Annotated in this window: 24 protein-coding genes and 1 pseudogene; 10 read left to right on the forward strand and 15 right to left on the reverse strand. The window is 68.7% G+C overall.

The window, feature by feature from the left end; translation table 11 throughout:
- Positions 1-14 precede the first annotated feature (14 nt).
- The 7 genes from BT264_RS07075 to BT264_RS07105 all read right to left on the reverse strand — a co-directional run bounded on the left by BT264_RS07075 (position 15) and on the right by BT264_RS07105 (position 9,407).
- Entirely contained in the window at positions 15-1,316 is a 1,302-nt protein-coding gene (locus tag BT264_RS07075) for a TolC family protein (RefSeq protein ID WP_072442292.1), read from the reverse strand.
- A gap of 231 nt (positions 1,317-1,547) precedes the next feature.
- Complete coding sequence (locus BT264_RS07080) at positions 1,548-2,738, reverse strand: phosphotransferase enzyme family protein (RefSeq protein WP_072442084.1); 1,191 nt, start codon at positions 2,736-2,738, stop codon at positions 1,548-1,550.
- Between the two features lie 36 nt (positions 2,739-2,774).
- Positions 2,775-3,407, reverse strand: a complete 633-nt coding sequence (gene pnuC, locus BT264_RS07085; protein ID WP_072442086.1) for a nicotinamide riboside transporter PnuC — start codon at positions 3,405-3,407, stop codon at positions 2,775-2,777.
- A gap of 59 nt (positions 3,408-3,466) precedes the next feature.
- Entirely contained in the window at positions 3,467-5,698 is a 2,232-nt protein-coding gene (locus BT264_RS07090; protein WP_072442087.1) for a TonB-dependent siderophore receptor, read from the reverse strand.
- A 601-nt stretch (positions 5,699-6,299) separates the two neighbouring features.
- Positions 6,300-6,503 carry a DUF2970 domain-containing protein gene (locus BT264_RS07095; protein WP_034182111.1) on the reverse strand — a complete coding sequence of 68 codons (204 nt, stop codon included), beginning with the start codon at positions 6,501-6,503 and terminating at the stop codon, positions 6,300-6,302.
- Positions 6,504-6,624: 121 nt separating this feature from the next.
- Positions 6,625-8,697, reverse strand: a complete 2,073-nt coding sequence (locus tag BT264_RS07100; protein ID WP_072442089.1) for a pyridoxamine 5'-phosphate oxidase family protein — start codon at positions 8,695-8,697, stop codon at positions 6,625-6,627.
- A gap of 35 nt (positions 8,698-8,732) precedes the next feature.
- Positions 8,733-9,407 (reverse strand): glutathione S-transferase family protein, encoded by a 675-nt coding sequence (locus BT264_RS07105; RefSeq protein ID WP_072442091.1) that lies wholly within the window; start codon positions 9,405-9,407, stop codon positions 8,733-8,735.
- A gap of 127 nt (positions 9,408-9,534) precedes the next feature.
- On the opposite strand from BT264_RS07105, the gene BT264_RS07110 reads away from it, so the two are divergent.
- Together BT264_RS07110 and BT264_RS07115 are read left to right on the forward strand one after the other, a co-directional pair.
- Complete coding sequence (locus BT264_RS07110) at positions 9,535-10,488, forward strand: LysR family transcriptional regulator (RefSeq protein ID WP_072442093.1); 954 nt, start codon at positions 9,535-9,537, stop codon at positions 10,486-10,488.
- A gap of 208 nt (positions 10,489-10,696) precedes the next feature.
- Positions 10,697-10,960 carry a fucose-binding lectin gene (locus BT264_RS07115; protein ID WP_072442095.1) on the forward strand — a complete coding sequence of 88 codons (264 nt, stop codon included), beginning with the start codon at positions 10,697-10,699 and terminating at the stop codon, positions 10,958-10,960.
- A gap of 315 nt (positions 10,961-11,275) precedes the next feature.
- Here BT264_RS07115 and BT264_RS07120 read toward each other — a convergent pair whose 3' ends face one another.
- A complete protein-coding gene (locus tag BT264_RS07120) occupies positions 11,276-11,932 on the reverse strand; it encodes a TetR/AcrR family transcriptional regulator (RefSeq protein ID WP_072442097.1) in 657 nt (218 codons plus the stop codon).
- A gap of 88 nt (positions 11,933-12,020) precedes the next feature.
- Here BT264_RS07120 and BT264_RS07125 point away from each other — a divergent pair, with 88 nt between their 5' ends.
- From BT264_RS07125 to BT264_RS07135, 3 genes are read left to right on the forward strand one after another with little or no spacing between them, the layout of a single operon-like run.
- Positions 12,021-12,947 carry an SDR family NAD(P)-dependent oxidoreductase gene (locus BT264_RS07125; protein WP_072442099.1) on the forward strand — a complete coding sequence of 309 codons (927 nt, stop codon included), beginning with the start codon at positions 12,021-12,023 and terminating at the stop codon, positions 12,945-12,947.
- On the forward strand, positions 12,944-14,527 hold the full coding sequence (locus BT264_RS07130) for a flavin-containing monooxygenase (protein ID WP_072442102.1): 1,584 nt from the start codon (positions 12,944-12,946) through the stop codon (positions 14,525-14,527). Before BT264_RS07125 ends, BT264_RS07130 begins: the two co-directional genes overlap by 4 nt.
- 7 nt (positions 14,528-14,534) lie before the next feature.
- Entirely contained in the window at positions 14,535-15,521 is a 987-nt protein-coding gene (locus BT264_RS07135) for an alpha/beta fold hydrolase (RefSeq protein ID WP_072442104.1), read from the forward strand.
- A 54-nt stretch (positions 15,522-15,575) separates the two neighbouring features.
- Here the strand turns inward: BT264_RS07135 and BT264_RS07140 are convergent, their stop codons facing one another.
- Complete coding sequence (locus tag BT264_RS07140) at positions 15,576-15,974, reverse strand: carboxymuconolactone decarboxylase family protein (RefSeq protein WP_072442106.1); 399 nt, start codon at positions 15,972-15,974, stop codon at positions 15,576-15,578.
- Between the two features lie 370 nt (positions 15,975-16,344).
- Here BT264_RS07140 and BT264_RS07145 point away from each other — a divergent pair, with 370 nt between their 5' ends.
- Together BT264_RS07145 and BT264_RS07150 are read left to right on the forward strand one after the other, a co-directional pair.
- A complete protein-coding gene (locus BT264_RS07145; protein WP_072467026.1) occupies positions 16,345-18,429 on the forward strand; it encodes a collagen-like triple helix repeat-containing protein in 2,085 nt (694 codons plus the stop codon).
- A 120-nt stretch (positions 18,430-18,549) separates the two neighbouring features.
- Positions 18,550-19,833 carry an isoprenylcysteine carboxylmethyltransferase family protein gene (locus BT264_RS07150; RefSeq protein WP_072442109.1) on the forward strand — a complete coding sequence of 428 codons (1,284 nt, stop codon included), beginning with the start codon at positions 18,550-18,552 and terminating at the stop codon, positions 19,831-19,833.
- A 65-nt stretch (positions 19,834-19,898) separates the two neighbouring features.
- Here the strand turns inward: BT264_RS07150 and cml are convergent, their stop codons facing one another.
- Both cml and BT264_RS37935 read right to left on the reverse strand, forming a co-directional pair.
- A complete protein-coding gene (gene cml, locus BT264_RS07155) occupies positions 19,899-21,092 on the reverse strand; it encodes a CmlA/FloR family chloramphenicol efflux MFS transporter (protein ID WP_072442111.1) in 1,194 nt (397 codons plus the stop codon).
- A 410-nt stretch (positions 21,093-21,502) separates the two neighbouring features.
- The gene (locus BT264_RS37935; RefSeq protein WP_143155766.1) at positions 21,503-21,751 is read right to left on the reverse strand and encodes a hypothetical protein; all 249 of its coding nucleotides are present in this window, start codon (positions 21,749-21,751) and stop codon (positions 21,503-21,505) included.
- Between BT264_RS37935 and BT264_RS07160 the strand changes: the two genes are divergently transcribed.
- Complete coding sequence (locus BT264_RS07160; protein WP_072442113.1) at positions 21,750-22,376, forward strand: histone acetyltransferase; 627 nt, start codon at positions 21,750-21,752, stop codon at positions 22,374-22,376. The two genes, BT264_RS37935 and BT264_RS07160, sit on opposite strands and share 2 nt — an antisense overlap.
- 104 nt (positions 22,377-22,480) lie before the next feature.
- Complete coding sequence (locus BT264_RS07165; RefSeq protein ID WP_072442115.1) at positions 22,481-23,053, forward strand: NADPH-dependent FMN reductase; 573 nt, start codon at positions 22,481-22,483, stop codon at positions 23,051-23,053.
- A 79-nt stretch (positions 23,054-23,132) separates the two neighbouring features.
- On the opposite strand, the gene BT264_RS07170 is transcribed toward BT264_RS07165, so the two are convergent.
- The gene (locus BT264_RS07170) at positions 23,133-23,438 is read right to left on the reverse strand and encodes a DUF4148 domain-containing protein (RefSeq protein ID WP_072442117.1); all 306 of its coding nucleotides are present in this window, start codon (positions 23,436-23,438) and stop codon (positions 23,133-23,135) included.
- Positions 23,439-23,688: 250 nt separating this feature from the next.
- On the opposite strand from BT264_RS07170, the gene BT264_RS07175 reads away from it, so the two are divergent.
- Positions 23,689-24,192, forward strand: coding sequence for a DM13 domain-containing protein (locus tag BT264_RS07175; protein ID WP_072442293.1), 504 nt, complete (start codon positions 23,689-23,691; stop codon positions 24,190-24,192).
- Between the two features lie 33 nt (positions 24,193-24,225).
- On the opposite strand, the gene BT264_RS07180 is transcribed toward BT264_RS07175, so the two are convergent.
- The 3 genes and pseudogenes from BT264_RS07180 to BT264_RS07190 form a co-directional block, all read right to left on the reverse strand.
- A complete protein-coding gene (locus BT264_RS07180) occupies positions 24,226-24,843 on the reverse strand; it encodes a DUF2894 domain-containing protein (RefSeq protein WP_072442119.1) in 618 nt (205 codons plus the stop codon).
- Positions 24,840-25,484, reverse strand: coding sequence for an OmpA family protein (locus BT264_RS07185; RefSeq protein WP_072442121.1), 645 nt, complete (start codon positions 25,482-25,484; stop codon positions 24,840-24,842). The genes BT264_RS07180 and BT264_RS07185 overlap by 4 nt, the downstream gene beginning before the upstream one ends.
- Positions 25,485-25,487: 3 nt before the next feature.
- A pseudogene (locus BT264_RS07190) lies at positions 25,488-26,351 on the reverse strand (DUF802 domain-containing protein); the annotation flags it as partial.

A 26,351-nucleotide genomic window follows, 5' to 3' on the forward strand; every position in this document is an offset into this window, starting at 1 on the left:
GGTAAGAGGGGCGCTTATTGCGCGATGGCCGCGAGCGGCGTACCGACGAGCCGGCCGATGTCGGCGCGGGCTGTATGGGCGTCGGCGAGCGCGCGCACGTATTGCGATTGCCCCTGGAACAGCGTGCGCTGCGCATCGAGCACGTCGAGGAAGCCGAACTTCCCGAGCTGGTAGCCGCGCGACATCGCGTCGAGCGCGGTGCGCGCGCCGGGCAGGATGTCGGTCTTCAGGCGCCGCGCCTCCTGTGCGGCGGCCTCGAAGTTCGCATAGGCCTGCGTCAACTCCAGCCGCAGCCGCGCGCGTTCGCGATCGAGATCGGCATTCGCGCGCTCGGCCTTATGCGTCGCTTCGAGCAGCGCGCCCTTGTTCGTGTTGAACAGCGGAATCGGAATCGACACGCCGACGACGGCCTGGTTGTCCGGCACGCCGCCCGTGGTCACGCGTTTCACGCCCGCGCTGACCGTTACGTCCGGAATGCGCCGCGCGCGTTCGAGCGACACGGCCGCGTTCGAGCGCAGCATCTCGGCGCGCGCGATGCGCGCGAGCGGTGCGTCGTCGAGCCGCTCGACGAGCTCGGGCAGCGGGTCGACCGGCGGCACGGTTTCGAGATCGCCGAGCACCGCAAGCCGGCCGTCGCGCGCTTCGCCCATCACTGAGTTCAGCTTCTCGCGCGCGACCTCGACACGGCCGCGCGCGGTCACGACTTCGATCTGCACGCCGGCCGCCGCCACGTGTGCCTTGGTCGCCTCGACCGGCGACACCTTGCCGGCCTGTGCACGGCGGCTCGCGAGATCCGCAGAGCGCGCGGCGATCGCGGCCGATTCCTCGGTCACCTGAAGCTGCCTCTGCGCAGCGAGCAAGCCGTAGAACGCGGCGATCACGTCGGCGCGCACGACGGCGCCCTGCTCGTCGAGCGACGCATCGGCGAACTGCCGTCCGTACGACGCGACGTCGAGCCGCGCGCTGCGCTTGCCGCCCAGTTCGATCGTCTGGTTGAGCAGCACGGTCGACGTGCGCTCCGCGCGGCGAAAGCCTTCCTGCAGGAACGAGAGTTCCGGGTTCGGGCGCGTGCCGGCCTGCATCAGCGCGCCCGAGGATGCATCGACGTCGGCGCGCGCGCCGCGCAGAGCCGGGTTGTTGCGCGCGGCCGCGTCGAGCGCGCCGGCGAGCGTCAGCGGCGCGGCACCGGCCGCATCGGGCTGAGGCGAAACGGTTGAGGCCGGCTCGCCTGGCGCGGCGGGTGGCGGGGACGATTGGGCATGGACTGTCGCCGCCGTCGCAAGGACGGCGAGCGCAACCAGGATGTGCGTGAACATGTGCGAGCCTGCGGTTACGGTTTCGCGACCGATGCTACGGAGCAACCGCAGTGCAAACATGAGGCGAAGATGATATTTCCGTCATCTTCGTTGAAGCGATCCGGCGGAACCGTGGCGCGCGGGGATGATGCGCTGCGCCCGCGAAAACACCTGAAGCGCAGCGAGAACCGCCGCGCCCGGTCAGAAGGCCTGCGTTTTCGTCTGGACGAACGGAAGCGCGCGGCACGACGCTCAGACGTTGCTCGACTTCGCGCGCCGGCGCCGTTCGAGCCAGTCGAGCAATTGCCGCCCATCGCGTTCACCGAACCACCGCGCGTGCCCGATCAGGTAACCGTCATACGCGATGTCGACGATGGCCGGCGCATCGATGATGCAGCCGAAATACGCGACCTCCGACAGCGCGAACTCCGTATGCACGATCGGCAGCAGTGCGACCAGTGCCGCATACGCGTCGTCGCTCAGCGGTTCGAGCGATTCGTAGCCGTTGAGCAGCGCGTCGATCTGCGCGTATTCGACGCGTCGCGCGTCGGCCGGCGCCATCCAGTCGACCGTATTGCGCTCGATCGCGAGCGCGAGGTCCATCACTGCGCAGGTGCGATCCGACAACCCGAAATCGAGCACCGTCCGCACCTGCGCGCCGGGCTCCGCATCGGTCCACAACAGGTTCGACGCGTGCCAATCGCCGTGCGTCCACAGCGGCGGCAACGCGGGCAGCAGCGGCACGAGGCGCGCGTGATACGGGCCGATCGCGTCGGCGACGTCGCTGCGCCAGTCGCGCGCGCCGAGCGCGCGCACGAGCAGCGGCTGCGCATCGACCCAGCGTTCGAGCGCGCCCGCCAGATCGGCCGACGACAGCACACGGAAACTCGACAGCAGCGTGCGGACAGGCCGCGCGGGCGCGTCGTAGCCGGCCGACGCACGATGCAGCTCGGCCAACGCGCGGCCGGCCGCGTACGCATGCGACGGATGCGTGAACGGCTGCCACGACATCACGCCGCGATACGGGTCGACGCCGGGCGCGAGCACATGCACCTCGTACGTCCATTCGCCGGATGCGAACGCGGTCGCGCCGTCGCGACCGGCGAGCACGTCGACCACGGGCATGCCGCGTTCGCGCAGATGCGCGATGAAGCGATGCTCTTCCTCGAGCCCCGCGACATCGCGCAGGCTCGCGTGATGACGCTTGACGAACAGCCCGCGCCCATCCGCCATCCGCACGAGCACGGCCGCCGCGAACTGCCGCGGGCTATGCCACGTCAGCCGGGCCGGCTCGCCGGCACCGTCGATCCGCGCGAGCACCGCCGCGACCTCGTCGTGCGTCATCAGCGGCCAGTCGCGTTCGGCCTGCTCGCCGTCGACGCCGAATTGCGGCGGCGCGACGTCACGCGATACTGGCCCGTCCGGCTCGAGTGGGAATGACATGAACGACGTTGCTCCGTAGTTGAATCGATGCGTGAATCAGCGCGCGCCGCCGCCCGACGCGAGCGCGCCGCCGGCCGCCGCGCGCAGCGCCGCGGCCGTCCGGCTCCAGTCGCGCCAGCCGACGACGGCGAGCCCGATGAACAGCGCATAGAGTCCGGCCGTCAGATACAGCTCCTTGAACACGAACATCCCGACGTACACGACGTTCACGACGATCCACAGCCCCCACGACGCGATGTAGCGCCGCGCGGTCCAGTATTGCGCGACGAGGCTGAACGCGGTCAGCGACGCATCGACGAACGGCAGCGCCGCATCGGTCCAGCGCGCCATCATGCCGCCGAGCAGCGCGCTGCCGACGACGGCCGCGATCAGGTCTGGCAGCATCTGCCGCGGCCGCACGCCCGTGACGGGCGCCACGTCGCCGGCCGGCGCCGCGCCGCCGTCGGCTTCGCTCGCGCGCTGCGCGAGCCAGCGCTGCCAGCCGTACACCTGCAGCACGGCGAACGCGCCCTGCAGCAGCATGTCCGAGTACAGCTTCGCGTCGAAGAAGATCCAGCCGTACAGCGCGACCGACGCGAGCCCGACCGGCCAGCACAGCATGCGCCGCTTCGCGGTCAGCCAGATCGCGAGCGCGCTGACGATCACGCCGGCGATTTCGAGTGGGGACATCGTCTGTGCTCTCCTGGGTAGCTGCCGGGGCCGCGCGTCATACGGCCGGTTCCGGACGATCAGAAATCATAGGTCAACGACACGCGCGCGGTGCGCGGCGCACCCGGGAACAGGTACGCATCGCCCTGCTGCTCGCCCGCGTCGCGCCAGTAGAACTTGTTGAACAGATTGTCCACCGATACGCGCAGCACCGTGCGATGACCGCCGATCTTCGTCGTATAGCGTGCGCCGAGATTGAACACGAACCACGACGGCACGCGCGCGGTGCCTTCCTCGTTCGCGTTGCGGGCCGCACTGTACTCGACGCCGCCGAGCACGTTCAGGCCCGCGACGCCCGGCACCGCATAGTCCGCATACAGCGACGCGCGCAGCGCGGGCACGTTGATGATCTGGTGCCCTTCGTACGCCGGCGAACCCGAATCGACCGCGCGGGCGCGGATCGCGGCGACGCTGGCCGTCAGCGCGAGGCGCTCGGTCATGCGCCCGGCCGCGCCGAGCTCGATCCCCTGGTGCCGCTGCGTGCCGCGCTGCACGAACGTGTAGGTCGCACCCGATGCGTCCGGGTCGGCGAACTGGAACGGTTTGCTGATCGAGAACACGGCGGCCGTGAGGCTCAGCCGGTCGAGCCAGTCGTATTTCGCGCCGACCTCGATCTGGTGCGATTCGACGGGCGGCAGGAACGCATACGCGTTGGTCGCGCGCACCGGCGCCTGATCGCCTAGCGACAGCGCCTTGCTGTACGACGCGTACAGCGACAGCACGTTCACCGGCTTGTAGACGAGCGCGACCTGCGGCAGGAACACGGAGCGGTCGGTGCGCGTATCCGCGCCGTCAAGGCTGCTCCAGCTGCGCTGGCGCAGCAGCACTTCCTTGCCGCCCGCGAGCACCTGCCAGTGTTCGCCGATGCTGATGCGGTCGAGCCCGAACACGCCGTACTGCCACGCGTCGAGGCGCGGATACGACGGCCCGGGCGAATTCGGCGACGGCGCGAACGCCACGTCGGGCCCGTAGATGTTCTCGCTGCCCACGTAGTCGTACACGGCGTCGGCCATGTGCACGACGCGGCGCTGCACGCTCACGCCGAGCGTCAGCTCGTGCCGCAGCGGCCCCGTCGCGAACTTGCCCGTCGTGACCGCGCGCAGGTCGTCGTTGCGCCGGTATTCGCCGGGGCTGCGGAAATCGTATACGTCGTAGTCGCCGTTCGCGCCGAAGAAGAACGGCGATGTCGCGCCTGCCGCGCAGCTTGCCGCGTATGAACAGCCGTACGCGAACGCGCTGTTGTCGTCGATCATCGTGCGGCTGCGGCCCGCGGCGATGTACGCGTTCCAGTCGTCGTTGAACCGATAGTCGAAGCGCGCGTTCAGGTTCAGCGCGTCGGTCGTCACCGGTTTCGCCCACGGCTGCGTGCCGAGCGCCTTCGACGTCGTCTTGACCGACGGCACGACGGTGCCGCCGAGCAACTGGTAGCCGGGCGCGGAACGCTGGATCCACTGCTGGAATTCAGCGTTGAGCTGCAGGCTCGCACGCGGGCTGATGTCCCAGTCGGCGGCGATCGAGCCGAACGTGCGCCGCCCGTTCGTGCCGTCGATATACGAGTGCATGTTCTCCTTCGCGGCATTGATCCGGAAGCCGAACTGATGGTCGGGGCCGAAGCGGCGGCCGAGGTCGACGGCCGCCGACGTCGAGCCGCGGCTGTCGACACCGGCCGTCACGCTCGCGACGTTCGCGGAGCGCTTCGTCACGAAGTTGATCACGCCGCCGGGCGCGACGACACCGCTGTCGATGCCGGCAAGCCCCTTCAGGATCTCGACGCGCTCCTTGTTCTCGAGCGGCACGTTCTGCTCGCCGGACACCGTCAGCCCGTCGATCCGGATCGCGCTCGCGAGATCGACCGGAAAGCCGCGGATCGCGAAGCCTTCGAAATAGCCGACCGGCGCGTAATCGTTGACGACCGATGCGTCGTTGCGCACGACGTCGCTGAGCCGCTTCGCCTGCTGGTCGTCGAGCTGCGCGCGCGTGACGACGCTCACCGACGCCGGCGTATCGCGCAGCGGCGTGTCGTCGAGCCCCGCGACCGACGCGTTGCGCACGCGAAACGCGTTGCCGCGCTCGCCGCTCACCGTGATCGTCGGCAGCGTCGCGCTGCCGGCCGCATCGGCGTCCGGTGCCGGCGCGTCGCCCTGGGCTGCCGCAGCCTGCGCCGCGAAAAGCGTGATGCCGAGACCGACTCCGAGCCCGACCTTCGCGCGCCGCCGCCGTACGGGCGACGCTGTTGTTTTATTCACCGTCATTGTTCTGGATGGAAACTCGCCACTCGACCCTGTCGAAACACGTTACGAAGCTGCGAAGCGCACGCTCGCGGACGAATCTTCACCCGCGGCGCATCCGGCCGGCACGACATTCATCGGACGAATCGGACGAGACGGCACGCATGCGTGCCGGTCGATCGATCGGGAAGACGCAGGATGGGACATCGGATTCGGGTGACGCACCGGGAGCCGACGCAGCCGTCGACGGGTTCGTCGGGTGCCTGTCGGGCGGCCGGCGGCCTCGCGCGGTCATGTCATGCGGGGGACGCTTCGAACGCCGCGGTGCGGGCGTCGGGCAGTTGTGCGCGCCGTTCGTCGGAACGGCGGCCAACCCGTCGCACGCGACATCGCGGCGTGGCGCGCATTTTACCCCGGGCGGGCATCAAGACCGTGGAATCTGGCGGAACGGGAGGCGGGAAAGAACGGGAATGGGGAAACGCAATTCGTGCCACATGGCAACGGCGGCAATGCGGCAGCGATGCTCGGCGCGCAGGACAACCTCGAAGACCGGCACAATCATGCGCCGGTCATGCGGCCGGAAACCGAAGCGGGAATGATCTCCCGCTCGCAATTCACGCGCCGCTCAGAACCCCTGCATCGTCACGGTCGGATCGACGACCAGATGCACGACGCCGTAGATGACCGCGCCGACGAGCAGCGCGAGCAGGATCGCCACGAACGGCAGCAGCGTGAAGTTGACGTTCGCGAGATCGGCTGCGTGCGCCTTGCTGTTGCGTACGCCGAAGAAACTCCACAGGACCAGCTTGATCATGCCGAGCAGTTTCATGATGCGCTCCTTTCATCGAATCGGTTGACGCTATCGTCGATCCAACCGGCATCCGAAAAAAGAAGCAGTTGCGCGCGCTTTTCGCGCAGCAGGCCGTCTGCGGCCGCATGTCGCAGGCGCGTCAGCGGTCGAGCACGAGCGGTTCCGTGGCGCGTTGCGCGGGCCGCGCGACGCACAGCAGCGCGCAGCCGGGTTCGACCGCCGCGTCGGGCGTTTGCTCGTAGTCGACCGCGCCGGACAGCACGCGCGTCGCGCACGTGCCGCACGAACCGGAGCGGCATTCTGACGGCACGGCGACGCGCTGCCCTTCCGCGAATTCGAGCAGCGTGCCGTCGGCAGGCGTCCATGCGGCTTCGCGCCCGGTGCGCCGGAACACGACCGGCACGCTCGCCGCCGGCGAGCCTGCCGTGCCTGCCGCTCGGGTCACGCTGCGCGCCACGCTCGACGGCCCGAACGCCTCGAAACGGATGCGTTCGTCCGGCACGTTCAGCGCGCGCAACCCGTCGTACAGGTCGCGCATGAACGCCGACGGGCCGCACAGGTAGAAGTCGTAGTCGTCGAACGGCAGGAGCCGCTTCAGTTGCGCGATGTCGATGCGGCCGGCCCGCGCTGCCATGTCGCCGTGCGGACGGCTGTCGAACCAGTGCAGCGACAGCCGCGTATCGGCGGCCGCGATGTGCGCCAGTTCCGCCGCGAACGGCCGGTCGGCCGCTTCGCGCGCGCCGTGCACGAACACCACGCGGCGCGACGGCGCGGCGTCGGCCAGCGCGCGGCGCAGTATCGCGATCATCGGCGTGATGCCGATGCCGGCCGATACGAGTACTGCCGGGCGCGGGCTCGCGAGATCGAACGTGAAGCGGCCGCGCGGCATCTGCGCGTCGAACGTCATGCCCGCCCGCGCGTGATCGTGCAGCCATGCCGACACGCACCCTTCGCGCTTCACCGTGATCCGGTAATGCGCGCCGCCCGGTGCCTCGGAAAGCGTGTAGCTACGAATCAACGGTGCATCGCCGCCCGGCAACGCAACACGCAGCGTCAAATGCTGCCCGGCGTCATATGCGGGCAACGTGCCACCGTCCACCGGTTCGAAATGGAACGAGCGGATCGCGCGCGCTTCGTCGACGATCTTCGCGATGCGCAGCGATCGCCATGCGGGTGCTAATTGGTGTGCCGATGCGGACGCCACCGGCGCGACCGCCGCCGTCACCGCTCCACCCGCGGCCGCCGCCATCGCAGCGAACTGCGGCGCGCGCTCGACCGCCGACCACCGGAACGGCAGCACCGCGCGCATGCGCCGCACCTCCCGCACATGGAACCGCACGACACGCTGCGCGCCGTCGAACGACGCGACGAGCGGCCCGTCCCACACGATCTCGGCGCGCGCGGCGACGTACAGCAGGTCGCCGCTGTCGAAATCGACGAACAGCAGCCCCGCGCGCGGATCGTGCTGCAGGTTGCCGAGCGTGTTGAAGAAACGGTTGCCGCTGAAATCCGGCGTCGTCAGCGTGTGCGCATCGTCGACGCGCACGAAGCCCGGCATCCCGCCGCGATGCGACACGTCCGCGCCGTGCGCGGCGCCCGCGTCCGCCGACGTGTTCGCGCTCGCGACGAAGAACGTATCGGCCTGCGCAAGCAGCGCGCGATCCGCATCGCTCAGCCGGTCCGATATGTCGGGCTTGACCTGTGCATCGCCGTCGCGCGCGACGAACGTCGGCGTGCGGCCCTGGATGTACTTCGCGCAGTTGCCGAAGCTCTGCTCGACGGCGATCGTCAGCGCATCGCCGTCGACGGCGCGCACGACGCCGTTGACGCGATTGCGCCGCCGCGTATCGAATTCAATCCCGAGCCCGCCGAGCGGCGCGCCCGGCTGCCACACGCCGCCCAGCGGATCGCCAGGCAGCGCGGGCGCCGCGATGCGCAGCGTGCGCGCATCCGGCGACGTGACGAACCCCGGCGCGCCGGCCCGCAGCGTCGCCCACGGCTGGCCGTGCGCATCGACGCCGCCGAGCACGAAGAACGGCAGCTGCGCGAAAAACGTCCGGTGCTGGTCCGGCATGAAGCGCCGGATTCCGCGCCGGCCGGCCGCACCCGCGGCTTCCGTTACGCCCGCGCGCTGCTGCACCGCGAGTTCGCCCGCGTGAAACGGCGCGGCGTCGAGTTCCCAGCCCGGTACGGCGGCGGTCGGAGCATTCATCGCGTTCTCCTGAACAGGCGCGGCTTCGGTTGGCGTTATGCGGCGAGCAGGCCCGCGCGCGTCGTCGGCATGCCGACGAAACCCGGCAGCGCCTCGACGCGCGCCAGCCATGCGCGCACGTGCGGATACGGTTCGAGCGATACGCCGCCTTCCGGCGCGTGCGCGATGTACGTGTATGCGGCGATGTCCGCGATCGTCGGCTCGGCGCCGGCGGCGAACGGCTTGCCGGCCAGTTCGCGGTCGATCACGTCGAGCAGCTTCGCGGCCGTGCGCTTGGCCGCTTCCTGGTCGAGCGGCGCGCCGAACACGGTCACGAGCCGTGCCGCGGCAGGCCCCGACGCGATCGGCCCGGCCGCATATGACAGCCAGCGCTGCACGACCGCCGCGCCGGCCGGATCGTCGGGCAGCCAGTGCGCGTCGCCGTAGCGCTTAGCGAGATACACGAGGATCGCGTTCGAATCGGCGAGCACGGTGCCGCCGTCGTCGATCACCGGCACCTGCCCGAGCGGATTGAGCGCGAGGAACGCCGGTTCGCGTTGCGCGCCGGCCGCGAGGTCGACGTCGATGGTCTCGGACGGCAGGCCGAGCAGCGACAGGAACAACCGGACGCGATGCGCGTGCCCGGACAGCGGGAACGAATAGACGCGAATCGGGGCGACGGGCTTACCGGCGACGGGCGCTGCGGAGGCAGGCTTGCTGGCGACGGACATGGAAAACACTCCGGAATCTCGCGTCGCCGGGAATCGGCGACGAACGGCCCCAGAGTAGCCCTCGCGGTTCGCGGCCAGAAGATGGATAATCACTGAAACATTATCCGCTTTCATAGGACAATCGACGATGGCCGATCTGCGCGACGTGAACCTGAACCGACTGGCGATCTTCGTCGCGGTGGTCGATGCCGGCTCGCTGACGGCCGCGGCCGAGCGGCTCGGCCTCGCGAAGACGGTCGTCAGCACGCACATGCAGCGCCTGGAATCCGAGGTCGGCGCGAACCTGCTGGTGCGCACGACGCGGCGGCTGAGCGTGACCGACGCTGGGCGTACGTTCTACGACGCGTGCCGCGCCATCGTGCGCGCCACCGAAGCCGCGCTCGACGCGGTGTCGTCAGACGCGGGGCCGCTGCGCGGCACGCTGCGCGTGAGCGTGCCGATCGACTACGGCGCGCAGGTCGTCGCGCCGGCCGTCGTCGCGTTGCGCGACGCGCATCCGGGGCTCGACGTCGAGCTGGTCGCGAACGACCGCGTCGTCGATCTCATCGCGGACAACCTCGACGTCGCGATCCGCATCGGCCGCCTCGCCGATTCGAACTATCGCGCGGTGCAGCTCGGCACGTACGAGAAATGGCTGGTCGCGAGCCCCGCGTTCGTCGCGCGCTACGGGCTACCGCGCGATACGGATGCGCTTGCCGCGCTGCCGTTCGTGATGCTGTCGACGCTGCCGCGCCCGCACACGTTCGAACTCGACAACGCGCGCGGCGGCAGCGTGTCGGTGCGCTGCGTCGCGCCGGTCGTGTCGAACACCGCAACGGCATGCCGCGCGATCGTGCTCGCGGGCGGCGGCTTCGGACTGCTGACGGATTTCTCGACCGCCGACGACGTCGCAGCCGGCCGGCTCGTGCGGCTGCTGCCCGCGTGGCGCTCGGCGCCGGCCGGGATTCATGCGGTGTATCCGTCGACGCGGCTGCCTTCGCCGAAGGTGCGGGCGTTCATCGATGCGATGAAGCAAAGGATCGGCGAAACGCCGCCGGCGGCGCCGGTACGCTCGACACGATCGAAACGAGCCGCAGGCTGAATCCGGATCGCCACGCGTTTTTGCCCCGCTTCCAATCCCCTTTCCCCGCGGCTTTCCCGCCCCGAATAAATACGCCCTTTTATTCCCTAAAAAATAGCGCATTGCTTTCCAAATTTTCTACTAACCTTATTCCCGGTAATACGCCAATTCGCGTTTACCGAAACGTTTTCAATTCCCCGTTTTATTCAATCAAACAAGGAGTCTGGAAATGCAAACCGCTGCGATTTCATGGGGAACCACGCCGTCGATTCGTGTCTACACGGCCAACGGCAACAAGATCACCGAACGCTGCTACGACGGGCAGAAGTGGTACACGGGCGCGTTCAACCAGGCCGGCGACAACGTGTCCGCCACCTGCTGGCTGGTCGGGAGCGCCGTTCACATCCGCGTGTACGCGACGAGCGGCGGCACGACGACCGAGTATTGCTGGGATGGTGACGGCTGGACCCGGGGCGGATACACGGGTTCCTGATCAATCGTGCCTGGGGCGCGAAGGATTTCGCGCCACGATCGGCGCAATGCGAGCTGACTCTTTGCATTGCGCCGCTTTTTAATTCGCTCCACATTGTTTTCATCCATTCATCGCCGCATCGAACCGGAATCAAAAACAATGACGACTTTTTGACAATCATTAACCCCCAAAAATCGATCGCCTTTTAATTATTAAAAAGGCGACTAAAACGCAAAAATCGGCACGACGTCCGGCGCGCCGTGTGATTGCTGCGTTCTTTTCATTTTCAGACTGCAATTTTCCGGGGGGTAACACGAACGATGCAATGCCATCCGGTTATCCAATCTCCCGCAATGTCCCCAGCAACACCTTCCTGCAGCTCGCGACCATCTGCGCTTCCGGATCGCGATAGTCGGTGAGCAGCCACGCCGCGCCGACGTTCGTCATCGCGCCGACGAGCGCGAGCCCGATCAGCCGCTGCTCGGTGCGCTCCGCGGGCGTCGCGGCCTCGCGCGGCGCGCCGATCGCCATGATCAGCTTGCCGAAGTCGATCAGCATGCGCTGGTACGTCATGTCGGTATCCGCGCTCACGCCCATCACCTCGAGCAGCAGCACGCGCGCCGCGCACGGGTCGCGCAGGAATGCGAAGAACGCGGCGAGCCCCGCGTCGACGCTCTCGCGCAGATCGCCGCCGCGCGCGGCGACCGCCTGCGCGACCGCGTCATGCAGCCGCTCCGCGTGATGCAGGTAGGTGCAGCGCAGCAAATCCTCGGTGCTGTCGAACGCCGCATAGAAATAGCGATCGTTCAGCTTCGCTTCCCGGCAGATCGCCCGCACGGTCGCCTTGCGGAACCCGACCGTGCCGAACACGCGCGTCGCCGCGCGGATCAGCGCGTCGCGCCGCTCGGCGGCACGCACCTCGGGCGCCACGCCGCCGTACGACCGGCCCCGTTTTTTCGTTTCGAGTGCTTTCTCCATTCCGCTATTTGACATCAGGACACCCTAAAACTAAAGTGGTGACGACCAACACCACAATAGACGCGCCGCCGGCGCAGTACAAGCGGAGCGGGAGGAGCAACGGATGAACGGGTTTTCCGGCAAGGTCGCCGCGATCACGGGCGCCGGTTCGGGCATGGGTCGCAGCCTCGCGGTCGAGCTCGCGCGGCGCGGCTGCGAGGTCGCGCTCGCCGACGTCGGCGAAACCGGGCTCGCCGGTACGGCGGCCGCGTGCGCGCAGCACGGCGTGCGCGTGAGCACGCGGCGGCTCGACGTCGCCGACCGCGATGCGGTGTTCGCGTGGGCCGATTTCGTCCGCGCCGAACACGGCAAGGTCAACCTGATCTTCAACAACGCTGGCGTATCGCTGGCCGCCAGCGCCGAAACCGCGCGCATCGCCGATCTCGAATGGATCGTCGGCATCAATTTCTGGGGCGTCGTGCACGGCACGCAGGCGTTCCTGCCGCACCTGCGTGCGTCGGGCGACGGCCACGTCGTCAACACGTCGAGCCTGTTCGGGCTCGTCGCGATGCCGACGCAAAGCGCGTACAACGCCACCAAGTTCGCGGTGCGCGGCTTCACCGAGGCGCTGCGGATGGAGCTCGAACTCGACGGCGCGCCGGTGAGCGCGACCTGCGTGCATCCGGGCGGCGTCGCGACGAACATCGTCGATGCGGGCCGCGTCGATACCAGCATTCACGCGCTCACGGGCCAGGACGAAGCGACCCACCGCCGGCAGGCGAACCGCCTGATCAGCGCGACGACGGCCGACGATGCCGCGCGGCAGATCCTCGCGGGCGTCGAGCGCAATGCACGCCGCGTGCTCGTCGGCGCCGACGCGCGTCGGCTCGACCGGATCGCGCGCCTGCTCGGCGCCGGTTACCAGTGGCTGATGCTGCGCCATGTGCGCCGCGCCCGTGCACGCAACCTTCGCCCGAAGGAAGCCCCCGTGGGAGAACGCGCCCACGCCCCGGCCGCACGCCCGACCACGCCGACCAAGGACCCCGCATGACCTCGACGACGACCGACCGGCGCGACGCGCCGCCCGCCCCCGGCGCCCGCCATGACCGTGGCGACGGCAACGACCTCGACGTGCTGATCGTCGGCGCCGGCCTGTCCGGCATCGGCGCCGCGTATCACCTGAAGCAGCGCTGCCCGCATGCGAGCGTCGCGATCGTCGAGGCGCGCGATGCGATCGGCGGCACCTGGGACCTGTTCCGCTATCCGGGCGTCCGTTCGGATTCCGACATGTTCACGCTCGGCTACAGCTTCCGCCCGTGGCACAGCGACAAGGCGATCTCCGACGGCCAGACGATCCTCGACTACATCCGCGACACCGCGCGCACGTACGGGATCGACAAGACGATCCGCTACGGCCAGAAGGTCGTCGCAGCCGACTGGGACTCGAACCGCGCGCGCTGGACGGTGCGCATCGAGCGCACGCGCGACGGCGCGACCGACACGCTCGTCTACACCTGCCGCTTCCTGTTCATGTGCAGCGGCTATTACGACTACGACGCCGGCTACCTGCCCGACTGGCCCGGCATGGACACGTTCGAGGGCAAACTCGTGCATCCGCAGCACTGGCCGAAGGATCTGACCTACGCGAACCGGCGCGTCGTCGTGATCGGCAGCGGCGCGACGGCCGTCACGCTCGTGCCGTCGATGGCGGCCGACGCGCGGCACGTGACGATGCTGCAGCGCTCGCCGACCTACATCGTGTCGCTGCCCGCGCGCGACAGGATCGCGAACGCGCTGCGCCGCGTGCTGCCGTCGCGGCTCGCGCACCGGCTCGTGCGCGTGAAGAACGTGCTGCTGACGATGTACCTGTACAACGTGTCGCGCCGCAAGCCCGACCAGACGAAGAAGTTCATCATCCGCGCGGCCAGCAGGCAGCTCGGCCCCGGCTTCGACGTCGCGAAGCACCTCACGCCGCGCTACATGCCGTGGGACCAGCGCGTGTGCCTCGTGCCGAACGGCGACCTGTTCAAGTCGATCCGCGCGGGCCGCGCGTCGATCGTCACCGACGAGATCGAGCGCTTCACGCCGACCGGCCTCACGCTGAAGAGCGGCCAGCAGCTCGACGCGGACGTGATCGTCACCGCGACCGGGCTGAAGGTGAAGCTGCTCGGCGGCGCGCGCGTCACGGTCGACGGCCGCACGGTCGACCTGCCGGAGACCGTGTCGTACAAGGGAATGATGTACAGCGACGTGCCGAACCTCGCGTCGTCGTTCGGCTACACGAATGCATCGTGGACGCTGAAGGCCGAGCTGATCGCGCGCTACGTGTGCCGGCTGCTCAACCACATGCGCGCGAACGGCTACGACACGTGCGTGCCGCGGCTCGGCGCCGGCGATCTCGGCGACGTGCCGGCCGTCAACCTGAGCTCGGGCTACATCCAGCGCGCGGCCGGCATCCTGCCGAAGCAGGGCCATCGCAAGCCGTGGAAATTCCACCAGAACTACGTGCTCGATCTCGCATCGCTGAAGTTCAGCGCGCTCGCCGATTCGGCGATGCATTTCGAACGCCGCGCGAAAACCGGCCCGGCTGCGACAGCGCCGGTTGCCGAACCCGCACTCGAAAACCGCTGAGGCCGACATGACCCCTACGCTCCATCTGATCCAGAACGTGCTGCTCGGCGTCGTCGCGGTGCTCGCCGCGCTCGCGCTGTTTTCCGGCTACGTCGCCAGCCGCGTGACGCGCGCGTTCCCGCCCGAAGGCCGCTTCGTCGACATCGGCGGCGACCGCATCCACTACGTCGAATACGGCAACGGCCCGCCAATCTTGTTCGTTCACGGGCTCGCGGGGCAACTGCGCAACTTCGCGTACCTGCCGCTCGCGCGGCTTGCGCAGCGGCATCGCGTGATCCTCATCGACCGGCCCGGCGCCGGCCGCTCGACCCGCGGCGCGGGCTCGCAGGCGAACGTGTTCGCGCAGGCGCGCACGGTCGCCGCGTTCATCGACGCGCTGCGGCTCGACAAGCCCGTGCTGGTCGGCCATTCGCTCGGCGGCGCGATCGCGCTCGCGGTCGGCCTCAACCATCCGGACCGCGTGAGCCGGCTCGCGCTGATCGCGCCGCTGTCGCACGAGCAATCCGAGCCGCCGGCGCCGTTCCGGCCGCTGATGCTACCGTCGCCGCTGGTGCGCCGCTTCGTGTCGTGGACCTTCGCAATCCCGCTGACGATCCTGACCGGCCGCAACGCCGTGCGCCAGGTGTTCGCGCCGGAAGACGTGCCGCGCGACTTCCCCACCAAGGGCGGCGGGCTGCTCGGGATGCGGCCGCATGTGTTCTACGCGACCGCGACCGACCTGCTGTCGGCGCCCGTCGACCTGCCCGCGATGGTGCGCCGCTATGCGGAGCTCACGCTGCCGGTCGACGTGCTGTACGGCCACGCCGATCCGATCCTGAACTGGCGCGAGCACGGCGACGGGCTCGCGAAGAAATCGGCGCGCGTGCGGCTGAAGGTCGTCGAGGGCGGGCACATGCTGCCGGTCACGATTCCGGATGCGACGGCCGACTGGCTGCTCGAAGTCGCCGCCGCGCCAGCCGACGCCGTCGCACGAGCTGCGCGTATCGAGTCCTGAACGGGAACGACACGGGGCCTGATTCAGTGCCGCGCAGCCGGTGCTGCGACGGAATCAGGCTTCGTCGTCGGGCACCGACAGCCCGAGATCCGCGATCACCTCGCGCGCGTTGCGGAATGCCTCGACCGCGGCCGGCGCGCCCGCGTACAGCGCGCTGTGCAGCAGCACCTCGCGGATCTCGACGAGGCTCGCGCCGTTATTGAGCGCGCCGCGAATGTGACCCTTCAGTTCCGTGCCGCGGCCGAGCGCCGCCAGCATCGCGCAGGTGCACAGGCTGCGCGTCTTCAGGTCGATCCCGCCCCGGTGCCACGTGCTGCCCCACGCGTGTTCGTTCAGCCAGTCCTGCAACGGACGCGAAAATCCGTCGAGGTCGCGCATCGCGCGCTCGACGAACGCCTCGCCCATCACGTCGATCCGCCGCGCCTTGCCGTATTCCCTGTCCTGTTCGCTCATGTCCGTGTCCTGGGTGAAGTCGTGGTCGTGGCGGCGTCGCCGGCGGCCGGGAGATTTCGCGCCATGTTCACGGGGCCGGCGCGTTTCGTCAAAGATGCGGCCCTCGGTTCGCGGCCGTTCGCGGCTGTTCGCGTGACGGGCGGTCGAACGCTACGTAACATCCGGCCGCGCGTTACGGTGGCTTACGGGAACATCGCCACCGCCGCATCCATGCACGGTGCGTGCCCGTCGCGCGAAACCGCCATTCCTCCGTTTAAATCGCGTTGATATTCCCGATTCGTGCAACAAAGCGCGACGCCGTTTCGATAAATCCGTCATGGCGCGGAATTTGCAGAGGAGGCTTGGACACACTTCCAATGTCGAGGCCTACATGCACAATATATTCAAGAAGACGACGGTAACGATGGCCGTCTCGTCGCTGCTCGCGCTGTCCGGTTGCGGCTCGGTCGATGGACCGACGACCCCGCCGTCGATCAAGCCGAGCACGTCGGGGGGCGGCGGTACATCGGGGACGTCCGGTACGTCGGGCGGCGGTTCGTCGGGGACTTCGGGTGGCGGTAGTTCGGGTACTTCGGGTACTTCGGGCACTTCCGGCACCTCGGGCACTTCCGGCACTTCCGGCACTTCCGGCACCTCGGGCACTTCCGGCACCTCGGGTACTTCCGGCACCTCGGGCACCTCCGGTACCTCGGGTACTTCCGGCACGTCGGGCACTTCCGGCACCTCGGGCACCTCCGGCACCTCGGGTACTTCCGGCACCTCGGGCACCTCCGGCACCTCCGGCACCTCGGGTACTTCCGGCACGTCGGGTACCTCCGGCACGTCGGGTACTTCCGGCACCTCGGGCACCTCCGGCACCTCGGGTACTTCCGGCACGTCGGGCACCTCCGGCACGTCGGGTACTTCCGGCACCTCGGGCACCTCCGGCACCTCGGGTACTTCCGGCACGTCGGGCACCTCCGGCACGTCGGGCACTTCCGGTACCTCGGGCACTTCCGGTACCTCGGGTACTTCGGGCACCTCCGGCACGTCGGGTACTTCCGGTACCTCGGGTACTTCCGGCACCTCGGGTACTTCGGGCACCTCCGGCACGTCGGGTACTTCCGGTACCTCGGGCACTTCCGGTACCTCGGGCACTTCCGGCACCAGCGTCACCCCGCTCGGCAATGTCCTCCAGCAATCCGGCAACCTCGTGACGGCACTCGGCACGACGGTCGCGAACGGTGGCGCGCAGATCGGCGGCGTGCAGATCCCCGGCACGAATCCGACGACGGCCACCAGCGTCGGCAACGCGGTCACGAGCCTCGGCAACGGCGTGCAGTCGCTCGGCAACGGCGTCGCGGCCGGCCTCGGCTCGATCGGCGTGTCGCCGAACCCGCTCGGCCCGACGCTCACGTCGACCACCGGCCTGCTGACCGGCGCCGGCGGCGCGGTCAACAACCTCGGCAACGCAGTGACGAGCCTCGGCACCGGTCCGCTGTCGCCGCTCGCGCCGGCGACGACCCTGGTCGGCAATCTCGTCAATACGGTCGGCAATGCGGTCAACTCGACCGCATCGGCGCTGAATACCGCGCTGAACAGCGCGCCGGTCCAGCAACTCGAGACGCAGCTCGGCAGCGTGATCAACCCGATCACGAACACACTGACCGGCGGCGTCACGACGCCTGGCGCCACGCAGATGCTCGGCGGCGCAACCATGCTCGGCGCCCCGCTCAGCGGACTGCTGAGCACGCTCGGCAGCAGCCTCGGCCTCGCCGGTTCGCAGATCGGCAGCGCGACCGGCAACCCGGTCGGCACGAGCGCCGGCAACGGCGTGTCCCAGCTCGGCAACACGGTGGCGTCGGCAGGCGGCCTGCTGTCCAGCGGCAGCTCCAGCAGCGGCACCAACCCGCTCGCCCCGATTACCGGTCTGCTCGGTACGCTGACGGGCGGGCTCGGCGGCGGCAGCAGCTCCAGCGGTACGGGTGGTACCGGCGGCACGAGCGGCACCGGCGGCGGCCCGCTTGCACCGGTCACCGGCCTGCTCGGCACCGTGACCGGCGCGCTCGGCGGCCTCGGTTCGAGCGGCACGAGCGGTACCGGTGGCTCGGGCGTCGGCGGCCTGCTGGCGCCGGTCACCAACCTCGTCAACTCGCTGACGCCGCTCGGCGCAAGCCTCACCGGCACGGTCACGACGCCGGGAGGCAACGTGACGGGCGCCGTCGGCGGCCTGCTGACGAGCGGCCCGGTCGGCACGCTGACGGGCGCGCTGACGACGCCGGCCGGCTCGGCGGGAGCCATCGGCACGGCCAGCCCCGGCGTCGCAGCCGGCACGGCGACCACACCGGCCGGCAGCGGCACCGTGGCGGCCCTGACCGGCAGCTCGAACGGCGGTACCGCGGGCGGTGCAGCCAGCCTGCTGTCGCCGGTGACGAACCTGCTCGGCGGTCTGCTGGGTGGCGGCACCAAGAAGTAACGCTTTACCGACCAGAACCACAGGCCAATGGCCGGGCACGCATCAATACAAAGCCCGGCCGACGGCCGGCGTCACCCGCCAAGCGGGGGCGCCGGCCGTCATCCCGACGAGGATCCGATCATGAATTCCACGCTCGACGGCATCGCCGCGGTCCAGGACCGCCCGCCCCGTTCCGCCACGCCCTTCCGTGCCGGCCTGCTCGGCATCGCGGCCGGGCTCCTCGCGCTGTGGTTCACGCGCGACCAGCCGGCCCTCGACGCCGCGACGCGCGCAATCATCGCGAGCCTCGCGATCATCGGCGCGATCTCGCTGCACGAAATCCTCATCTCGCGCGTCTACCTGCGTCCGAGCGCCGGCCTGTCACGCCAGGCCGTGCGGCCGCTCGGCCTCGCGCGCGTCGCGACGCGGCTCGGCGCGCTCACGTCGATCTATGCGGGCATCGGGATGCTGTACTGGCTGCTGCCCGAATATCACGGCGATTTCTACCGGCCGTTCTGGTCGCTGCTGCGCGCGCTCGCCCCGTACGTGATCGTCGCCGCGCCGTTCTATTTCATGTGGATGGACCGCCATCAGCGCGAAACCGATGACGCGTACCTGCTGTGGGGCCGCTTCCTGTTCCGCCGCGAGCGGCCCGCAAGCTGGCAGCCGGTGCGCGAGATGCTCGCCGGCTGGGGCGTGAAGACGTTCTTCCTGCCGCTGATGACCGTCTACCTGTCGAAAGACGCCGATCATCTGACCGCGTCGCTCGCGCACGCGATGAATGCGCCGATGTCGCTCGCGACGTTCTCGTTCCTGTACGACCTGTCGTTCACGATGGACCTGATGTTCGGCACCGTCGGCTACCTGTGCACGTTCCGCATCCTCGACAGTCACGTGCGCACGGTCGAGCCGACGGCGCTCGGCTGGGGCGCCGCGCTGATCTGCTATCAACCGTTCTGGTCGCTGATCTCGAGCCACTACATCCGCTACGAAGGCTCGCTGTTCTGGGACAACTGGCTGCTGTCCGCGCCGACGCTGCGCGTGATCTGGGGCGCCGTGATCATCCTGCTGCTGATGACCTACGCGCTGTCGACGATCTCGTTCGGGCTGCGCTTCTCGAACCTCACCAACCGCGGAATCATCACGTCGGGCCCGTACCGCTTCACGAAGCATCCGGCGTACATCACGAAGAACCTGTCGTACTGGATGGTGTCGGTGCCGTTCGTCGAGCCGCTCGGCTGGCAGATCGGGTTCATGCACTGCGCTGCGCTCGTCGCGGTCAACCTGATCTATTACCTGCGCGCTAAAACGGAAGAACGCCACCTGATGCGCGATCCGGACTATCGTGCGTACGCCGAATGGATCGCGCAGCACGGGTTGCTTGCACGGATCAGGCAGGCGTTCGGGGTGCAGCAGCCGGCGTGACGCGTCGGCCGGCGGCCGGGGAGGCGCTGCGTCGGTCCGGCCGACGATGCACACGCCGCCCCGGCTCATCCGCGCCTGCGCTTCAATACGGCGATTGCCGCGAGGCACGCCGCCGGCATGCCGAAGCAGAATGCCGCAAGCGGCCACGGCGTATCGCCCGGCAGCACCAAAGTGGCAAGCGTACCGACACCGCCGACGATCAGACTCTGAATGCAGTAATACAGCGCGACCGCCGTTCCCGCGGCATCGTCGAAATCCCGCAGCGCCCCGTTCGCGGTCACCGACGACATCAGGACGATGCCGACCGCGACGATCCACATCGGCATCACGAACGCGACGAACGACGGCGCCATCAGGATGGTGCAGGCGGCCAGCACGATTGCGCCCGTCATCATGACGCCGGCACCCCGGACAAAGCAGCCCCGAATGCCCCAATTCGACACAAACCATCGCGCAAAGCGCGCGGCAACGATCATCACGATCGCGACGGTGGCAAAAGCCGCGCTGAATTCGGTGCGGGAATAACCGGCATGACCGATGAGCACACGCGGCGCGATCGAGAAGAATACGAAAAATGCGCCCATTGCGGTACCGAAGCCGAACGCATGAACCCGGAACGACAAGTTGCGCACGATCGACGCAACGGGCCGCCGGGGCCTGTCCGCCGCCGGCGGCCGCGTTTCGTGCCATCGCGACCACGCGCGGCCGAAGGCCACGCACCCCGCCAGACCGAGGGTCACGAAGATCGCGCGCCATCCGCCGGCGCGCGCAATGCCAGCGCCGAGCATCGGTCCGAGCGCCGGCACGATGGCGAGGATCGCGCCGAACTGACTGTAGATGGTGCTGCCTTCCGGACGGTCGGCATAGACATCGCGAACCGTCGCGAAAGTCGCCACGAGGGCGGCGGATGCGCCCAGCGCCTGCAACATGCGCAGCACGACGAACACGACACCGTTGCTCGCCATCGCGAGCGCCAGGGAGGCTGCCGAGAAAAGCAGCGCGCCGCCCAACAGCACCGGCCGCCTTCCGAAACGATCCGACAACGGACCGAACACCAACTGGCCCAAGCCGAGAAAGACCATGTAGGCGCTTAGCGTCAACTGGACCATGGCGTGCGACGTATGCAACGCCGACGGCATCTCCGGGATCACCGGCAGATACACATCCATCGCCAACGATGCGAGAAGATCGAAAGGAACCATCAGCAGCAATGCCGACGGCAACGAGTAGGCCCATGCAGGCGCAGATTGATCGGGCATGACAAAGCCTCCGCTCGGAAAAGGAAATCCGGCGGCAATCTGCCTGCTGAGTCATCGACGAGAGGAGATCGCCGCAACAACCGGGTGAAGAAGGTTGCTGCGGCTCAGCGATCCGTGGACGGGCCCGCTCCCATGGTCAGATCCTTGTGGGGTTCGTTTGCCGTGAAGTGTATGCGATTTCGCGACACGATCGCGGACATCCGCGGCGAGTCGCGCGGCATCGGCTCACGCATCCATTGCGGCCAATTGTCGCGAAACGCCGCGATTCCCCGCTTTTCGTCGCTTTTCTCCGCCAGTCCGATTGCCCGCCCCCGGCACCTCGCGTATGGTGCTGGCCGTCCGCGCTCGAACCGTCGCGCGGACACCCGACCGTCGTCCCGCACGACGGCCGTGCGGGCCGTGCCCGCCGCTCACCGTCTCCGCGATGCCGCCCGCCGGTACCGCGCATTGATGAGGAAAGAGGCGTGATCCACAAAGTCCTGATCCTGTTCGCACTCTGCATCGCGGGCCTCGCCGCGATCGCCGCCGGTTTCCAGCACATCCCCAGCTGATTCGCGGCCCCGGCCCGCTTCGCCGAGCCCGGGGGCCGCCCCCATTCCCTTTCCCTTGTTGCGATGAACCTCTTTCTCGAACCGCCCGGGACGGGCGACCTTTGCCATGCGCATCGACGTACAGCATTCCCAGCACGACATCGACGATGAACTCGACACGCTCCACGCACGCCTCCACCAGCCGGGCCATCGCCTGCACGGCCTGCCGGCCGTCGCGCTCGGCCGCTCGGGCCTGATCGTCCGCCACCGCGAAGCGGACGGCGAATACTTCCTGTATGTCGAAGACCCGGCCGCGCGCCAGCTCGCCGGCTATACGGTGTTCAACCGCCTTCCCGAAATCCCGCGCCGCGCCGACCGCTACCTGCGCGCACCGCATACGCGGCTGCGCGGCTCGGCGCAACGCAAGGGCCTCGCGACGACGCTGTATCGCTGGGGGCTCGACGCGGGCCTGTGCCTGATCAGCGGCGCGCGCCAGTCGGTCGGCGCCGCGCAGTTGTGGACGGCGCTCGCGCAGCATTACCGGCATGGCTTCGTCGATGTCGAGGGCCGCGCGCTGCGTTATCTCGGCGACACCGTTCCTGACGACGTGCACGGCGCGCTGCATACGCGGCGGCTGTTGCTCGGCAACGGGTGGGCGATGATGGAATTCGCGCGGGCGGCCGGGATGAGCGACGCCGAAGCGGCTCGCTGCGATTCCGAGACCATGTTCAACGCATCGGCGCGGACCGCGTAGCATCGGCGGCACGCACCGCGCACCACGCCGCCCGAACGCCGATGCGATAATCCGTCCGGTCCGCGCGACGCGGCAGCGCACCACGCCAACCGAAACGCTCATCGATGACCACCGATCCCCGAACCGACGCCGACCGCCGCATCGACATCGTCGCCCTGTGCGGCAGCCTCCGGTCGCAGTCGTACAACGCCGCGCTGCTCGATGCAGCCGCGCTCGCCGAGCCGCGCGGCATGCGCATCGCGCGCTTCGATCGCCTCGGCGAATTCCCGCTGTTCAATCCCGATACCGAATACCCGTCGCCGGCCGCCGTGCGCGACCTGATCGATCGCCTGAACGCGGCCGACGGCGTGCTGATCGCGAGCCCGGAATACGCGCACGGCGTGACCGGCGTGATGAAGAACGCGCTGGACTGGGTCGTCGGATGCGAAGCGCTCGTCTACAAGCCGGTCGCGGTGCTGAATGCGTCGCCGCGCGCGACGCACGCGGACGCGGCGCTGCGGGAAACGCTGTCGGTGATGTCCGCACGCATCGTCGAGCGCGCATCGATCGCGCTGCCGATCCTCGGGAGCCAGCTCGATGCGGCGGGCATCGCCGCGCATCCGCCGTTCGCGTCGGCGCTGGCCGATGCGTTGCACGCGCTCGGCGCGGCAATTGCCGAAGGCGCGCCGCCGGGCTGATGTTGCGCAACCGCAAACGCATCGCAGTCCAGACGAATCGGACATTGCGCCCGTCGACAGGCGCAATGTCCTGTGCGGATCATCGTCCGCGATAGATCGGCCTGTCGGCGGCAATCGAGCCCGATTCGCTCGCGGTCGGCGACATCGTCCCGTATCCGCTCGTATCGGCAACCGACGTACCCGTCGAGCCGATCTTCGTCAGCGCTTCCGCCAGTTTCGCCGGATAGTGCGGGTCTTCGCCGGTCTGACGGTAGCCGGCCGCGTGCAGTGCGGCCAGTTCGGCCGTGACCTCCGCGCGCGTCACGGTGGACTGCGGCGCGGCCCAGGCGGAAACGGAAGCGGTCGCGGCAACCGTCGCGAGAACATACAGAGCAAGCTTGTTCATGAGAACTCTCCTTGGCATCGACGACGTTGTCGACAGAGAGTGAGTCGATCCGCGAGCGCAAAGATGACACCCGCCGACGGAATTCATTCGACGTCGTGTCGCCATGCCGCGCCGTACCACGGCCCGGCGTCGCGGCCGATGTAAACGGCATGATCGGACGAAAACCGATCGGCTGTCAGATTTCGCCGGCTCGCGCGACTACACGCATGTGGCCATGCGCCACCGCCTGTTCTCGTTCAAAGGGTCCGACATGAAAACCAGCATCTGGATACTGATCGCGTCGCATCTCGCGACGGGTCTCGTTTCATTCGCCGCGGGCATCTACGTGCTTCCGATCCTGACGGCATCGGAGGGCGCAAGCGCCGTCGAACTGCAAGTGGCCGCCGAAAACACGCGACATACCGGTCGCTTCGAACGCGCTCTGCCGGGAAGCGATCCGCTGCACTGGGCAGACGGCAAGCTGACGATCACCGATTCGTCGATCGCCTTCGAAGGCGACATCGCACCGGGGCCCGACTACAAGATTTATCTCGTGCCGGAATTCGTCGACACCAAGGCGTCGTTCCTCGCGATCAAGGCGCGTGCCGCGCGCGTGGGCGACCTGAAGACATTCGGCAATTTCGTCATGCCGCTTCCCGCCGACGTGAATCCCGTGCAATACACGTCGGTCGTGATCTGGTGCGAACGCTTTTCGAAATTCATCAGCGCGGCCCGGTATCAAAGCGCAGCGACGTCGGGCAAGGTGTCGATGTAACAGGCCCCGGCTGCAACGACGCGCGGTCGCGCGCTACCGGCTCTTGCTCCGCGTGCCCTTCTTCACCGCCTTCGCGCGCGGCGCTTCCTTCTCGGGCTGCGCGCCGCCGCCGGCGAGATCCTCGAGCCACGCGAGCGCATCGACGTACGACAGGAACTGCTGCAGATATTCCGGCGACAGCTCGCGCATCGTCGACAGCGACCGGTGCACGAGGCTATTCGAATTGAGCGGCCCCGCATTGCGCGGCACCTGGTCGAGCGATTGCCGGTACTGCTGCTCCGTGCGGACTTTCGACCACATCGTGCGGAAGTAGTCGACCAGATCGGGATCGAGCCCGCGCCGGTCGGCCTGCGCATCGCGCGCAAGCCGTTCGACGAGTTCCGCAATCGCGCCGCGTACGGGCGCACCGGCCGTGGCTTGCGCATTGTCGCGCGCGGCCTTCGCTTCATCGGCCCGCGCGACGACCTCCGCGAAGCCGTCGATCAACGCTGCCAGCCGCGCGTCGAGCAGGTCGCGTGCGTCGCCGTCGAGCACGGCCGCGCGCCGTTCGAGCGCGTCGATCCGGTGAAAACGCACGGGATCGAGCCGGTCGGCGCCCTGCTCGCGCCATGCGTCGAGCGTCGCGCGGGCGGGCGTCGAGTCGTCCGTCACTTCGCCTTCCCTCCGTTCGATGCGCTCTTGCGCGGCACCGGCGCGATCTCCACGCGGCGATTCTTCGCGCGGCCTTCATCGTCCGCATTCGAGCTGACCGGCTGTTCGGAGCCGAACGCGGCCGCGAACACCGATGCCGCCGGCACGCCGGCGTCGATCAGCGCACGCGTGACCGTCAGCGCGCGCTTCGCCGACAGTTCCCAGTTGTCCGCGAACTGGCGGTTGCCGGCATGCACCTGCTGGTCGTCGGCAAAGCCGCTGATCATCAGGATCTCGTCGCGCGTCTTCAGATAGGCGGCCAGCGGCGCGGCCAGCGTCTTCAGCAGGTCGCGGCCCGCGGGCTGCAACTGGTCGGAGTTCAGCGCGAACAGTACGTTGCCGCTGATGCCGATGCGCCCGTTCACGAGCGTCACGCGGCCGGCCGCGAGCGGCCCGGCGAGCGCCTGTTCGAGCGACTTGCGCTGCTGCGCTTCGAGCTGGCGCGCACGCACGGCTTCCTCGAGCTTCGACGTGAGCTGAAGCTGCATGCCGATCACGCCGACGAGGATCAGCACGAACGCGCCGAGCAGCACCGACATCAGGTCGGCGAACGCGGGCCATACCGGCGCGGATGGCGCGCCGCCGTCGATTTCGTCGTGCATGCGTTACGCTCCGACAGGCGCCCGCCGGCCGGCGAGCTGCTGCAAGTCTTCGACGATCTGCTTCTGCGACATCATGCTCAGGTCGATCACCTCGCGCGCCTGCGCGACGTAGTACTCGAGCTGCTCGTCGCTGCGCGCGAGCGATTTCTCGAGCGCGGCCTCGATGCGCTGCAGATGGGTCAGCAGCTTGTCGTTCGACTCGCCGAACACCTGCACGGCCATCCCGAACGCATCGCCGAGGCTCGCGACCTCGACCGCGCCCGCGGTGACCTGCGCGGCCACCGAATCGAGCTTGCGCGTTTCGGCATCGACGGTGTCGTTGAAGCGCGCGCCGACGCGGTCGAGCAGGTCGGCCGACGTGCTGACGAGCGCGTCGATCGCGGCGCGCTGTTCGGTCGATGCGTGGTTGACCGCGCCGAGCAGCGTTTCGAGCGTCGCGAGCAGGCGGCTGCGTTCCTCGAGCGTCGCGGTATCGCGCACCATGCTGTCGGACAGGCGCTGGCGCAGCTCGGCGACGACGTCGGCCGCGGCCTTCGGCGCCTCCGACGCGGCCTGCACGAGGCGCGCGATCTCGTTGATCGTGTCGCTCGCGTGTACCTGCGCCTGCGCGGTGATGTCGTTCGCGGTGCGGGCCAGCGTGTCGCAGATGTCCTGCTGGCGCGTCGCGGCCAGCGCGCTCGTCTGCGCCCATTCGTCGCGCAGCGCGGCCACCATCGCGGCGAGCGAATCGTTCCATGCGGCGAGGCGCTGTTCGTCGCGCACCGCGAGTTGCGTTTGCAGGCCCGTGTGCGAATCGCGAATCGTCGTCAGCAGTTCGTTCGAGCGTTGTTCGAACGTGGCGGCCTGCGTGGTGAGATCGCGCGTCGT

Origin of the sequence: Burkholderia sp. NFPP32 (assembly GCF_900119325.1) — a bacterium.
Classification (GTDB): Bacteria; Pseudomonadota; Gammaproteobacteria; order Burkholderiales; family Burkholderiaceae; genus Burkholderia; species Burkholderia pyrrocinia_C.